This is a genomic window from Prochlorococcus marinus str. MIT 9211, assembly GCF_000018585.1.
GTDB classification, from domain to species: Bacteria; Cyanobacteriota; Cyanobacteriia; order PCC-6307; family Cyanobiaceae; genus Prochlorococcus_D; species Prochlorococcus_D marinus_B.
In genome coordinates, this window is the sequence record NC_009976.1 from 1,474,797 (window position 1) to 1,488,913 (window position 14,117).

The following is a 14,117-nucleotide window of genomic DNA, read 5'->3' on the forward strand; positions in this document are numbered from 1 at the left end:
CTTTAGAAAGATTAGATTAAAAAAATCATGAAAAAAATGCTTTGAACATTTTTCTAATCTGATCAAGGGATAAATACGAGTTTTTAATTTGTGAAGACCTTAGTAGCCCCGAGGTGTTAACCAATATCCATCTTGTACGTAGGTGGAACTATTACCGACCAGCACGACACTAAGCATATCCACTTTTTCTATTGGAAAGTCTCCTAATAGATATGTAGCAATTGTCTCCTCAGATCTACCAAGCTGACGAGCCAACAATATTGGAGTATTAGCTGGAAGATATTGAAGAAAGATTTCCAATGCCTTACCTAACTGCCAAAATCTATCTTTAGACCTTGGATTATATAAAGCGATAACAAAATCCCCTTTCGCAGCAGCGATTAGGCGCTCTTCTATTTTTTCCCAAGAAGTCAAACAATCGCTCAGGCTGATTGCACAAAAATCATGCATTAAAGGTGCACCTGCTTTAGCTGCTGCGAACTGAAGAGCAGTAATACCAGGATGGACCTCAAATCTAGGTCTGCTTTTTTGTGGAAGCTCCAGCCATAGTTCTAAAGCGAGCCCAGCCATACCATAAATTCCAGAATCTCCAGAAGATATCAAAGCCACGCGAACACCTTGCACTGCTAATTTCAAGGCCTCTTGGCAGCGGTCTCTTTCACGAGTCAAAGATCCGTCCATACGAACTTGATCATGCCTTCGGAAAGGTTCTAAAAGATCCAAATAACGTTTATATCCAACCCACACTGCACTTCTAGATAAAGCAAATCGCGCATCTTGCGTTAAGAAGCTAAGTTCACCTGGTCCACTGCCAACTAAATGAATTTCTCCTCGATCTGGTGCAAAAGGTTCAACGGACTCAGCTATCGCAATAGTTGCAGCACCATTCTCCTTTGATTGAAATATTTGCTTTTCCAATTTCAATTTTGCACCTTTCCCAGCAGATAAAATAGATGCCGCCTCGGCAACCGAAGAAGTCCCAACTTCTGATTGAACAAATGCTGATGGATTAGGGACTTCCACTTCAGAAAGTTCTTGAGCACTATAAAAGCGCACTGGTAATGCTTCTTTACTAATAAGCGAAGTCAGAGCAGGTTCATCTGATTTGATTTCAATGCTTGCAAAGCCTGCTATTGAAGATTTTGCTAAGCCAGCCTTTCTTAATGAATCCTGTAATGCTTTTTCTAGAAGGCTTAAAGATGTATTTCTCTCACAACCAATCCCAACCCATAAGACTGGAGGGTGCCACGAACATTTTTCAGTTAAATCAGAACTAATTTCAAAAGAAAGACATTCTTGATTGGTGAGTTTCCCTTTAGCAAATAAAGAATTGAATGCGCCTTTGGAAGATTGCCACAAAGTGGAGCCTGCTTGTTGGAAAAACTTTATAGGTAAAGATTTTGATTGCTGAATCATTAATTCATTCCATTTTTTTAAGTCTCCATTACGCTTCCAACCCCATGCAGTCCCAAAACTATCTATTGGGAGCATTTCATTCATTGATGAGAAACCTGTAAGAACTATGTTTCCTCCAAATTCTTCAGATAGGTGGAAAGCTAATTCTTCCGCTCCTGCTTTATGACCGCCAATAAGTGGAATAATATTTTCAGCTCTCGAATCCATAACAAGTACAGCAGGGTCGTCTGTTTTTGTCGTTAATAAAGGAGCAATAATCCTTATAACTGCGCCAACCGCACCCACAACCAGAAAAGTAGATTCTGGTCCCCAATTTTCTTTAAAAATTTCTGTAGGAGAGTCAATCCACAATTCTTTGGGGGGATTTTTAATAGTAGAAGCAGCTCCAGGGGGCAGAGCCAGATGATCCGCATGCTTTCTATATAAAAGTCTTTGGAGTAATTCCCATGAAGAACCAGAAAGTCCTAACGCAATTCGCTTAGCTGATTTAGAAAAGAAGATAATTTCCAATGTATTTATGGATATTTTGATCAACCTGAGGTTCATAGAAGATTAATTTTCTTTATTTCTTGATTTGAGCCTGGTAAACAATCTTGGCCATCACTTCTGGAAAATCCTTTTAATAACAAGGGTATTGGCAAAAAAATAGAAAAAGCTTTCAAGATTTTCTTTCGAAAAAAAAGTTTCTGGGTAGAACATTTGTTACTTGCATACGTAGTAACTGGCTCTCGGATCTATGCTTCTTAAATCAGATCCCAAATTAGGGGTCATGTTTTCAATGTTGGTATGGAATTTATTCCTATACCTTGCAAAGAAAACTCGGTGGCAAACCACCTGGAACCCAACCCTCGAGGAAATTCTCGATGACCATTAGCCCACCAGAACGTGGGGAGAAAGCAAAAGGAGGAGTGCCAACTCCTTATGACCAGCCAGTTGATAGAGGCAATGCTCCTGTCGACTTTGAAAAACTCAACAAACCTGGGTTCTGGTCTTCAAAGCTTTCCAAAGGTCCAAAAACCACTACATGGATTTGGAACCTCCACGCTGACGCACATGATTTCGACACTCATCTAGGAGACCTAGAAGAGACAAGTAGGAAGATCTTCTCAGCCCATTTTGGCCACTTGGCTGTGGTTTTTATATGGATGAGTGCTGCATTCTTCCATGGAGCTCGCTTCTCTAATTACACTGGTTGGTTAGCTGACCCAACAAACGTAAAGCCTGGTGCCCAGGTTGTTTGGCCAGTAGTTGGACAAGAAATTCTTAATGCTGATTTAGGAGGCAATTATCACGGTCTCCAAATCACATCAGGTATTTTCCAAATGTGGCGTGCTTGGGGTATTACCAGCGAAGTACAACTAATGGCATTAGCCATTGGTGCAGTTGTAATGGCTGCCTTAATGCTTCACGGTGGAATTTATCATTATCACAAAGCAGCTCCAAAACTTGAGTGGTTCCAAAAAATAGAACCAATGATCCAGCACCATCAGATAGCTTTGATAGGTCTGGGATCAATTGCATGGGCAGGTCACCTAATTCATATTGGTGCCCCGGTATCAGCTCTATTAGATGCAATTGATGCAGGGAATCCATTAGTAGTTGATGGTGTATCAATTGCAAGTGCTTCTGATGTCACTAACCTTGCTCCAAAGCTTTGTGATCCAGCTATAGCAAGTCAGATTTTCCCTAGCCTAGCTGGCCGAACTGTTGAGAATTTCTTTACTCTCAACTGGTGGGCGTTCACCGATATCCTTACAAACAAAGGTGGCTTGAATCCTGTAACAGGAAGCCTTTGGATGACTGATATCTCTCATCACCACCTAGCGTTTGGTGTCTTTGCCATCTTTGGTGGTCATATGTGGCGTAACGCGGTTCATGGCGTAGGTCACAGCATGAAAGAGATAATGGATGTTCATAAGGGTGATCCAATCCTTTTCCCTGCTCCAAAAGGGCATGAAGGGATTTTTGATTTCTTAAGTAATAGTTGGCATGGCCAATTAAGTATCAATCTCGCAATGGTTGGGTCAGCAAGTATTGTTGTTGCCCATCACATGTATGCGCTTCCTCCATATCCATACATTGCTATTGATTATCCAACTGTACTTGGATTATTTACTCACCACATGTGGATAGGTGGTTTATTTATCTGTGGAGCAGCAGCTCATGCTGGCATAGCGATGATCAGGGACTACGACCCTGCGATTCATGTAGATAACGTTCTTGATAGAATGCTCAAGGCTCGTGATGCAATTATCAGCCACTTAAACTGGGTTTGCATGTGGCTTGGATTCCATAGTTTTGGTCTTTATATTCATAACGATGTCATGAGAGCTCTTGGACGCCCTCAAGACATGTTTAGTGATACAGGAATTCAATTACAGCCTTTCTTGGCACAATGGGTTCAAAACTTACAGCAAAGTGCTGTTGGTACAGGTCAGCTTGTAGGTGCAGGAAATTTACCTGGCAACGTTCTTAGTGAAGTATTCAATGGAAATGTCATTGAAGTTGGAGGAAAAGTTGCTATTGGGCCGATCCCATTAGGAACTGCAGACTTGATGATTCATCATGTTCATGCATTCACAATTCATGTAACTCTCCTAATTCTTTTAAAAGGAGTTCTTTACTCAAGAAGTTCTCGTCTCATTCCTGACAAAGCTCAACTTGGCTTCCGTTTCCCATGTGATGGGCCAGGAAGAGGAGGCACATGTCAGGTTTCCTCATGGGATCATGTTTTCCTTGGCCTATTTTGGATGTATAACAGTCTCTCTGTTGTTATCTTCCATTTCTCATGGAAAATGCAAAGTGATGTATGGGGCTTAACTGGTGGAAATTTTGCCCAAAGCTCAATCACAATTAATGGTTGGCTTAGGGATTTCCTATGGGCACAATCTTCTCAGGTTCTAACAAGCTATGGACAACCCATTAGTATGTATGGACTAATGTTCCTTGGTGCTCACTTTGTTTGGGCATTCAGCCTTATGTTCCTATTCAGTGGCCGTGGTTACTGGCAGGAACTTTTTGAGTCAATCGTTTGGGCCCATAACAAATTGAAAGTGGCTCCAACAATTCAACCTCGTGCATTGTCTATTACTCAAGGCCGTGCAGTTGGTGTTGCTCACTTCCTTCTAGGTGGAATAGCTACCACCTGGGCCTTCTTCCACGCCCGCCTTATTGGGCTCGGCTAACCTTTCTGATCCTTTCCCTCAATGGCAACGAAATTTCCATCGTTTAACCAGGGTCTGGCACAGGACCCAACAACCCGACGTATTTGGTACGGAATCGCCACGGCTCACGACTTCGAGAGCCATGACGGAATGACCGAAGAACAGCTTTATCAAAAGCTGTTTGCTACACACTTTGGTCACCTAGCCATTATTGGCTTATGGGTTGCTGGGAACCTGTTCCACATCGCCTGGCAGGGCAACTATGAACAGTGGGTTACCGACCCACTTCATATTCGCCCAATAGCACACGCAATCTGGGACCCTCACTTTGGTCAAGGTCTAACAGACGCCTTAACTCAAGCAGGGGCAACTTCCCCAGTAAATATTGCTTATTCCGGCCTATACCACTGGTGGTACACAATAGGAATGAGAACAAATGAGCAGCTATTTCAAGGTGCAATTTTCTTAAATATCCTTGTTTGCTGGCTCCTATTCGCAGGTTGGTTGCATCTTCAGCCAAAGTTCAGGCCTTCTTTGGCATGGTTCAAAAATGCTGAAGCTCAACTCAACCATCATTTAGCAGTTTTATTTGGCTTTAGCAGCATTGCCTGGACTGGTCACCTTGTTCATGTGGCAATTCCTGAGTCCAGAGGCCAACATATTGGCTGGGATAACTGGTTAACAGTTCTTCCTCACCCAGAAGGTTTGGCTCCATTCTTTTCATTGAATTGGGGTGCTTATGCACAAAACCCAGACTCCTTGGATGCAGTTTTTGGAACTTCGCAAGGTGCAGGTACCGCAATATTTACGTTCTTAGGTGGACTTCACCCTCAAAGTGAATCACTATGGCTCACTGATATTGCACATCACCATCTAGCAATAGGTGTGATGTTTATCATTGCTGGCCATATGTATAGAAATACTTTTGGAATTGGTCACACCCTTAAAGAAATTACAGAGGCTCATAACACTGGCCATCCAAATGATCCTCATAAAGGTCATTTCGGAATAAATCACAATGGAATTTATGAGACAGTTAACAACTCTCTTCATTTCCAACTTGGTCTGGCTCTAGCTTCATTAGGTGCTGCATGTAGTTTGGTTGCTCAGCACATGGGTGCACTTCCTTCTTATGCATTTATAGCCAGGGACTACACAACCCAATCTGCTCTTTATACACACCATCAATACATAGCAATGTTCTTGATGGTTGGTGCTTTCTCTCATGGAGCAATCTTTTTTGTGAGGGATTATGATCCCGAACTCAATAAAGATAACGTTCTGGCAAGAGTTCTAGAGACTAAGGAAGCATTAATTAGTCACCTCAGCTGGGTAACTATGCTTCTTGGGTTCCATACTCTTGGTCTTTATGTTCATAACGACGTTGTAGTTGCTTTTGGCAATCCAGAAAAGCAAATTCTCATTGAACCAGTTTTTGCTCAGGCTATTCAAGCCTTTAGTGGAAAAGTCATGTATGGCATTGATGCGTTATTAGCTAATGCAAATAGTTCTGCAACCTTGGCTGCAAACAGCATGCCTGGTAACCATTATTGGATGGATCTTATTAATCGTCAGGACGCTTTAACTAACTTCCTCCCAATTGGGCCAGCTGACTTCTTGGTTCACCATGCAATTGCTTTAGGACTACACACAACTGCCTTAATACTGATTAAAGGTGCTCTTGATGCTAGAGGCACTAAATTAATCCCTGACAAGAAAGACTTTGGCTATGCATTCCCTTGTGATGGCCCTGGTAGAGGTGGTACATGTGATAGTTCGGCTTGGGATGCTACTTATTTAGCAATGTTCTGGGCTCTAAATACAATCGCTTGGATAACTTTCTATTGGCACTGGAAGCATCTTGCTATTTGGCAAGGCAATGTAGCCCAGTTTAATGAGTCAGGTACTTACTTGATGGGATGGTTCAGAGATTATTTATGGCTCAATAGTTCTCAGCTGATCAATGGATATAACCCCTTTGGAGTTAATGCATTATCTCCGTGGGCATGGATGTTCCTCTTCGGTCACCTGATTTGGGCTACAGGTTTCATGTTCCTGATTTCCTGGAGAGGATACTGGCAGGAGCTCATAGAAACTTTAGTTTGGGCTCACCAGCGTACTCCTATTGCCAACCTTGTAGGTTGGAGAGATAAGCCAGTTGCCTTATCAATTGTTCAAGCACGTCTAGTTGGACTTACACATTTCACCGTAGGAAACTTTGTTACCTTTGGTGCCTTTGTGATAGCTTCTACTTCGGGCAAGTTTGGATAGCTAAGTAAACACAAGATATTAATCTTGAGTGGAAAGGAGAAAACACCTACTGGACTAATACTCCAGTAGGTGTTTTTGTTATTTCTGCAAATGCCATTTACTTAATTCATCAGCTAAAGAAGGTAGTAAATAATTATCTTTTGCTAGGACCTTCCCTTCGCATAGAACAACCAAAAGAGTAGGACTTCCTTTAGGGGTAATAAACCAAGCAGCATCGTGCCTTGCTTCACTCATCAAACCTGCCTTACTCCAAATTTGACTTCCTTGTGGCAAACCTTCCCCTAAAAAACCATCAATTTGGTTTTCTGTATCTGCTTTTCTAGAGACAAGGTCTAAAGACCTCGATAAAAGGTCTCTGAGTTTTTTAGTTGCTTTAATTGATAGAAATGAACTTGTCATTATTCCTTCCAAGACTTTTGCAACAGCTAAAGAGGTTAGTGCGTTTCTATTTTGGTTTTTATCCCCATAAAAATCTTTTTCTCTACCATAAGGACCATCATTCCAAGTTTTCTGAGAACAATTAATAAGGTCCAACTCTTGAAATTGAAAGCTTTTCAACCAATTATTTACTATATTTCTCTGCTGTTTCCAACACTCCCAATTGAAGCCTTTAATAGAAGGGCCGCTAGTAGTGCCTGTAAGCATATCAACTATATAGCTAGTTGCATCATTACTAGAATGCTTGATCATGTCTGATTGGGCTCGACGCAACTCAGAAGATTCAACAAGCAAGTCTTTATCGAGCCAATCTTCTACTGCACATGCATATATTAACTTGACTAAGCTGGCTGGATAAATTAGTTTTTTGGGCAGCCAACAAGCACCAAACCCACTGCTACTTGAAGGGTTTTGACCTTCATAACAAATCCAAATAATGGAAATGCTTTTTTGCAGATTTGGTCTCCCGTCTTCTGCAAACTTTTGAAGTAACCTCCGAAGTAGAGAGGTCATATGGGCATTCGCTCTATATAACGCCATATCCCATGGATGAATCAATGCTGTCCTTAGGAAAGCCTATTACAATCAATACAATGATTCCCAAGAGTTTCTGGGAATTAAAAGTTGACGTAAATGGTTACAAAACAAAAGAAGGGAGTGAACTAGCAACTCAAGCAGTAAAAGGAAGGTCTTTTGAGTTATTAGAAATACCTGAAAAGCCTTCTTCATCAAGGATTAAAGTTCGATTATTAGAAGATGGTTATATATGCTGGTTACAATTTAAAGACATTGAAAACCTTGCTTTTTCAATAGATTCTTGGGAAGCGTACTCCTTAAGTAAAACTGAAATTAACCGTAGATTACCCAAAGTATTGAATTGGGTAGAAAAAGCTTCGAGAAATACAAACCAATATTTATGGGGAGGTACAATAGGTCCAGATTTTGACTGCTCAGGACTAATACAATCTGCTTTTGCATCCCAACAAATTTGGTTGCCACGAGATTCATACCAACAAGAAAATTTTTGTCGATCAATTACCTTCGAATTAAATTCTTTAGACAAAATTATTTGTGGTGATTTAATTTTCTTTGGTACTAAAACAAGGTGTACCCATGTTGGTATATATAAAGGCAAAGGACTTTATTGGCATAGTTCTGGACGTGTTAAAGGTAGAAATGGTATTGGAATAGATGAATTAAAACCTAATGGGAAAAACATTATTTCTGCTTATTATCTATCCAAACTACGTAGCATAGGTAGAGTGGAATCTAGTTATGATGGCAGCATACAGCCATAATCAACTTTTCCTCTGTATTAATCCTTTTCCATAATTAACTAAATGTCAAAAAATATAGACATTTCCATAGTAATCCCAATTTACAATGAGGAGGACAGTCTTCCTCAATTAGTGAATGAAATTCTAGACGCAATGCGTAATAGTTATGATAAGTTTGAAATAGTTTTGGTTAACGATGGCTCGACTGATAAAAGTGTTGATGTGCTATCCAAGCTAACACAAGAAATTCCCGAAGTATTAGGAGTTATACTTAGAAAAAACTATGGGCAAACTGCTGCCATGGCTGCAGGCTTTAATCTTTCTAGTGGCGATGTAATAGTCAGCTTGGACGGAGATTTGCAAAATGACCCTGCAGATATACCCAAGTTAGTAAATAAACTAGAGGAAGGTTATGACTTAGTTAGTGGTTGGCGTTATCAAAGAAAAGATGCTGAATTAAGACGTAAACTTCCTTCAAGAGTTGCCAATCGCCTAATTGGGAGAGTGACAGGGATTCGACTAAATGATTATGGTTGCTCTCTAAAAGCTTATAGGAGGGAAGTACTCTCAGATGTGAGACTTTATGGCGAATTACATCGATTCTTACCAGTTTTAGCAAATATAGAAGGAGCAAGAATTACAGAGATAAAAGTTAATCATAGGGCCAGAAAATATGGGCAAAGTAAATATGGAATTGACCGCACTTTTCGAGTAATGATGGACTTACTTACAGTTTGGTTTATGAATCGATTCCTAACAAGGCCTATGTATGTTTTTGGCTTGGGAGGAATTATTGCCATATTAGGCAGCCTTATAGCAAGCACATATTTATTAATAATCAAGTTATTAGGTGAAGATATTGGAAGTAGGCCGCTTTTGACTTTTGCCTTAATTCTTGGGATTGCTGGCGTTCAACTTTTTTGCTTTGGATTATTAGGGGAATTATTAATTCGTACATATCACGAAAGCCAAGGCAGGCCTATTTATCGCATAAGAAAAACATTACGTGGTGGTCGAGATTTGATTTGAGGCTTAATTGGGTGCTTGGAGCATCGGAATTTGGCCATAGCTTTTGCAGCACAAATTACTATTTGACTATCAGAATCTCTTAAGCCTCGCTTAAGTATTGGTATTACCCTAGAATCCCCCCATTGGGATGCGATTTCTATAGCATTCAATCTATACTCAGGACCCAATGAAATCCAGTGAAATAGCTGTTTCTTAAGGTTGGCACGCTCTCTATAGGTTTTGGGTGGAAGCCATTCATTAAATTCTGATTTAGAGGCAAGATGTATCTCAAAATAGGGTTTTTTCTTAGTTTCTACTAATCCTTTTTGATCAATCCAAGTTTTTTCCTTAAATGTTTTCTGCATAAAGTTTTTAGGCTTTCTACCAAGGCCCCAAAGACTTAAAGCAAGTATTAATGCGGCTCCTGCAGTAAAGAACTGACTCATGGAATTAAAAAGGGTTGAAAAAAGACTCCAATTGGATTGAACTTTTATGTCACCAATGGATCTATTAGATGTTCACTCTATACAGTATCTATGGATCTATAGGTATATCCAATGTCTAGTGAGTTTGCTGCCACCTGGCTACCTGCAGTATTCGTGCCTCTTATTGGGCTAGTTACTCCTGCGGTATTTATCGTTCTAATTGGTCGCTACATAACAGCAGCCGACTAAATTACATTGCTTTCCCTTTAAGTCAACCCAGTTCTTTCTTCGCCAATGACTGAATTCCAAGACCCTTTCTTAAAGTCAGGTGAGCCTGTCAAGTTTGACAAGAAATATATTGACAGCACTATTCGACCTGGCGATATAGGTATAGCCGATCAATGGGCTGTAAAACCTGTTTCAGACCCGTTTGTAGGAAACTTAGAAACTCCTGTTAATTCAGGTTATTTCACTAAGGCTTTTATTAACAACCTTCCATTTTATAGGTCTGGAATTTCTCCTAATTTCCGTGGTCTTGAAGTGGGAGCAGCATTTGGATATCTACTCTATGGGCCATTTGCAATGACAGGTCCACTTAGGAACACTGATTTTGCTCTAACAGCTGGTTTGCTTAGCACTATTGGTGCTGTTCATATCCTCACAGCTCTTTTTGTGTTGTATACGGCCCCTGGAAAAGATCCAAATGTCCAGCCTTCAGATTGCACTGTAGAGAATCCTCCAACAGATTTATTTACTAGAACAGGCTGGACAGATTTCACTAGTGGATTCTGGCTAGGAGGTTGTGGTGGAGCAGTATTTGCATGGCTGCTTTGTGGAACCCTTCATTTAGATACGATTATGCCAATAGTTAAAGGCGTTTGGGCAGCTGGTTAAATCAGTGAATATTTAAATTTTGTTTACTGAGGATGTTTCTCATCCTCAGTTTTTTTATGTAATGATCAAAATCAAAAAATTGCTGAGAAACTTACTTAATAAGCGTCAAAAGAAGTTAGTCTTGATTTATAATTAATTAATTGATGAATGTAGTTAAATATAGGCCGGAAGCATCTAATACCAATCCTTTTATAGAGTAGATCTCTCAAGAACTACTAAAACTTCTTGAAACGGAGAGGGAGGGATTCGAACCCTCGACAGGAGTTGCCTCCTGTAACTCCTTAGCAGGGAGCCGCTTTCAACCACTCAGCCACCTCTCCAGGCGCTTCCATACCTTATCAAGAGAGCATTCATCTTAAAGAAACAATTATCCTTTTTTAGATTTTCAAACTATTACCCGAGGAAGACGATATTTAAAGCCACACAGAATTTCCCAAGGAATAGAGCCACTTATATCACTCCAATAATATGGACTAAGGCTTCTACCTTGATCAAACCCTAATAAAGTGACGACGTTCCCTACTGAGATATCCAAGTTGCCAGTTATATCTATAACAAGTTGGTCCATAGTAATAGCTCCTACTTGTGGGAAAAGCTTTCCATTGATCAAAACAGAAATCTTGCCTGAGAGTGCCCTTCCCACTCCATCTGCATAGCCAATTCCAACTACAGCGAGTCGGCTTTGTTCTTTGGTTATAAACGTATGACCATAGCTAACTCCTGTTCCAGCTGGTACTTCTCTAATTAACGTTATTCTCGCCTTAACAGCTAATGCTGGTTCTAAAGAGAAGTCATTCTTCAAAGATTCAATTGGACTATATCCATACAATGCAATACCCACGCGGACCATATCGTAATAAAGGCCACAATCTCTTAGAGTTCCTGCTGAATTAGCTAAGTGTCTAACTATAGATTTATTTTTTAAAGAAATACTCTTTAAAAGATTGTCAAATTTTTGTTTTTGGTGAAAAGTTACCCTGCCCCCTTCGCCATCAAAGTCTCCATCTGCCAAAGCAAGATGGCTATAAACCCCTTCAAGATCAAGAAACCTCAGATCATCTATGAAATTAAGCAATGATGGTGCATCACTTAATTCACAACCTAACCTTGTCATCCCAGTATCAACCTTTACATGTACAGCAAAAGTCTGAACGCGTTCTTCAGCAATTTTGTGGCAAATTACTGCCTCACGGTAATCACTGATAGTAGGCATTAAATTCCAAGAAAGACAAGCATCTAAATCTTCTTCATTAGTTAAATTTCCAAGCAAAAGAATTGGAGATTTAATGCCTGCTTGCCTTAAATCAATCCCTTCCTGCAAAGTTGCAACTCCTAAACTTTGCGCACCTCCTTCCAAAGCAGACTTTGCTACTGTTTGTGCCCCATGTCCATATCCATCTGCCTTAACAACTGCCATTAGCATGCATTGTTTAGGTAATCTTTGTTTGATATTGCGAGTATTTGCCTCAATTGCAGCAGGCTTCACTTCTACCCAAGCTCTCTGGCATGGATCTAACTTGTCCAATAACATAGTCTTAGTAATCACGTGAACAGCCGCTTCCGTTTCATGCCAATAGCATGCCGTTTAATTAGGGAGCTTGCATGGGACAGGTTCTCGTTTTAAATGCGTCATACGAACCTTTAAATATCACCACGTGGCGACGAGCGACGGTGCTGATGCTTAAAGGGAAAGCTGAGAGTCTGGAAGAAGATTCCAGTCGGCTTTTAAGGCCCGACACAAAACTGCCTACTGTCATTAGGCTGAGATATTTCATAAAAGTTCCATATAAAGAATTAGCGCTTACAAGAAAAACTCTTCTCCAACGCGACAATAACTGCTGTCAATATTGTGGTTATAAAGGTGACAAACTCTCGATTGACCATGTAATTCCTCGCAGTCGAGGAGGGGCTGATATCTGGGAAAATGTAACTACTGCATGCTTGTCATGCAACGTTATGAAAGGGAATCGCACCCCTCAAGAAGCAAATATGCCTTTAAAAACAAAGCCCTATAAACCTATAAGCACAATTAATTTTGAAACAACCAAGCTCATAAACTCTGGTCAGCATAAAGAATGGAAGAAATATGTTATTGGCTGGGTTAGGTGAATTCGAGTTAATTCTCGGACTGCTCGCCTAATTCTTCTATCATCAATCTTTGTTCTTCAGCTATACAAGCTCCGATCAAATTATCTAATTCACCTTCAAGAACATTCTCTAATGGAAAATTAATGCCCAAGCGATGATCAGTAGTTCGATTGTCTTTATAGTTATAAGTTCTAATCTTTTCGCTACGATCTCCAGTTCCTACTTGAGCCAGTCTTGCTGACCTTTCTTTGGCATTTGCTTCAGCAATTTCCATTTCTAGTAATTTTGCTCGCAGAATCTCCATAGCTCGTTCTCTGTTCTGAAGCTGAGAGCGTTCTTGTGTGCAAAAAACTCTGATTCCAGTTGGTTTGTGGAGCAAATCCACAGCTGTTTCAACCTTATTAACATTTTGCCCTCCAGCTCCTCCAGAGCGAGCAGTACTAATTTCTAGATCTCCAGGGTCCAGCTGAACTTCAACCGGGTCTGCTTCTGGCATTACAGCAACTGTCGCTGTGGAAGTATGCACCCTGCCTTGCGATTCTGTGGCAGGAACCCTTTGAACCCTGTGTACCCCTGCTTCGAATTTGAGTTGACTAAACACTGAATCTCCTTTTACAGAAATAATTAATTCACGAAAGCCTCCTAAATCTGCATCTGTTGAGCTAATTGGTCTTACTGACCACCCAATCTTCTGACCATATCTTTCATACATTCTGGCCAAGTCACCAGCCCAAATACAAGCCTCATCTCCACCAGCCCCTGCTCTAATCTCAAGCATTACACTACGTTCATCCCTAGGATCTTTTGGCAAAAGGGCTAATGTCAACTGATTTATCAAATTTGTTTTAAAAAGTTCTAGCTTTCGCATCTCATCCTGAGCTAGCTCCTCTAAATCCTTATCTGATTTACTCTCTCGCAAGACATCTTTTACTTCTAACAATTCTTCTTCTATCTCAAGAAGCTTTTCATAATCCAAAACCAAAGGTTCTAAACGAGCTCTCTCACGAGCGATTGTCTCCAACCGTTTAGGGTCTGAAGCAACATCAGGGTCAGCCAATTGGAGTTCCAAGTTTTGGAAGCTTGACCTGGCTGTCTCTAACCTAATCTTGAGGGTTGAAGTGTCCATTCCACATCAA

The 14,117-nt window shown here is 40.5% G+C and carries 12 protein-coding genes and 1 tRNA gene; 7 read left to right on the forward strand and 6 right to left on the reverse strand.

Annotated features, from left to right (window positions below; genetic code table 11):
• Nucleotides 1-99 precede the first annotated feature (99 nt).
• Nucleotides 100-1,962, reverse strand: coding sequence for a precorrin-3B C(17)-methyltransferase (cobJ, locus tag P9211_RS07940; RefSeq protein ID WP_012196190.1), 1,863 nt, complete (start codon nt 1,960-1,962; stop codon nt 100-102).
• 317 nt (nt 1,963-2,279) lie between these two features.
• Here cobJ and psaA point away from each other — a divergent pair, with 317 nt between their 5' ends.
• Complete coding sequence (gene psaA, locus P9211_RS07945) at nt 2,280-4,601, forward strand: photosystem I core protein PsaA (protein ID WP_012196191.1); 2,322 nt, start codon at nt 2,280-2,282, stop codon at nt 4,599-4,601.
• Between the two features lie 21 nt (nt 4,602-4,622).
• A complete protein-coding gene (gene psaB, locus P9211_RS07950; protein ID WP_012196192.1) occupies nt 4,623-6,851 on the forward strand; it encodes a photosystem I core protein PsaB in 2,229 nt (742 codons plus the stop codon).
• A 78-nt stretch (nt 6,852-6,929) separates the two neighbouring features.
• On the opposite strand, the gene P9211_RS07955 is transcribed toward psaB, so the two are convergent.
• Nucleotides 6,930-7,829 carry a serine hydrolase gene (locus P9211_RS07955; protein WP_012196193.1) on the reverse strand — a complete coding sequence of 300 codons (900 nt, stop codon included), beginning with the start codon at nt 7,827-7,829 and terminating at the stop codon, nt 6,930-6,932.
• Nucleotides 7,830-7,882: 53 nt separating this feature from the next.
• On the opposite strand from P9211_RS07955, the gene P9211_RS07960 reads away from it, so the two are divergent.
• A complete protein-coding gene (locus tag P9211_RS07960; protein WP_225866205.1) occupies nt 7,883-8,587 on the forward strand; it encodes a C40 family peptidase in 705 nt (234 codons plus the stop codon).
• A 42-nt stretch (nt 8,588-8,629) separates the two neighbouring features.
• Nucleotides 8,630-9,595, forward strand: a complete 966-nt coding sequence (locus P9211_RS07965; protein WP_012196195.1) for a glycosyltransferase — start codon at nt 8,630-8,632, stop codon at nt 9,593-9,595.
• On the opposite strand, the gene P9211_RS09145 is transcribed toward P9211_RS07965, so the two are convergent.
• Nucleotides 9,550-10,020, reverse strand: a complete 471-nt coding sequence (locus tag P9211_RS09145; protein ID WP_012196196.1) for a HEAT repeat domain-containing protein — start codon at nt 10,018-10,020, stop codon at nt 9,550-9,552. The genes P9211_RS07965 and P9211_RS09145 overlap by 46 nt on opposite strands.
• 111 nt (nt 10,021-10,131) lie before the next feature.
• Here P9211_RS09145 and P9211_RS09455 point away from each other — a divergent pair, with 111 nt between their 5' ends.
• On the forward strand, nt 10,132-10,248 hold the full coding sequence (locus P9211_RS09455; RefSeq protein ID WP_012196197.1) for a photosystem I reaction center subunit VIII: 117 nt from the start codon (nt 10,132-10,134) through the stop codon (nt 10,246-10,248).
• Between the two features lie 45 nt (nt 10,249-10,293).
• Nucleotides 10,294-10,893 carry a photosystem I reaction center protein subunit XI gene (locus P9211_RS07975; protein WP_012196198.1) on the forward strand — a complete coding sequence of 200 codons (600 nt, stop codon included), beginning with the start codon at nt 10,294-10,296 and terminating at the stop codon, nt 10,891-10,893.
• A gap of 231 nt (nt 10,894-11,124) precedes the next feature.
• Here the strand turns inward: P9211_RS07975 and P9211_RS07980 are convergent.
• Together P9211_RS07980 and alr are read right to left on the reverse strand one after the other, a co-directional pair.
• Nucleotides 11,125-11,213 (reverse strand) — tRNA-Ser (locus tag P9211_RS07980).
• A gap of 65 nt (nt 11,214-11,278) precedes the next feature.
• Nucleotides 11,279-12,424: an alanine racemase gene (alr, locus tag P9211_RS07985; protein ID WP_012196199.1), complete on the reverse strand. Its 1,146-nt coding sequence runs from the start codon at nt 12,422-12,424 to the stop codon at nt 11,279-11,281.
• A 71-nt stretch (nt 12,425-12,495) separates the two neighbouring features.
• Here alr and P9211_RS07990 point away from each other — a divergent pair, with 71 nt between their 5' ends.
• Entirely contained in the window at nt 12,496-13,002 is a 507-nt protein-coding gene (locus tag P9211_RS07990; RefSeq protein ID WP_012196200.1) for an HNH endonuclease, read from the forward strand.
• Between the two features lie 7 nt (nt 13,003-13,009).
• Here P9211_RS07990 and prfA read toward each other — a convergent pair whose 3' ends face one another.
• On the reverse strand, nt 13,010-14,107 hold the full coding sequence (gene prfA, locus P9211_RS07995) for a peptide chain release factor 1 (RefSeq protein WP_012196201.1): 1,098 nt from the start codon (nt 14,105-14,107) through the stop codon (nt 13,010-13,012).
• Nucleotides 14,108-14,117: the final 10 nt, after the last annotated feature.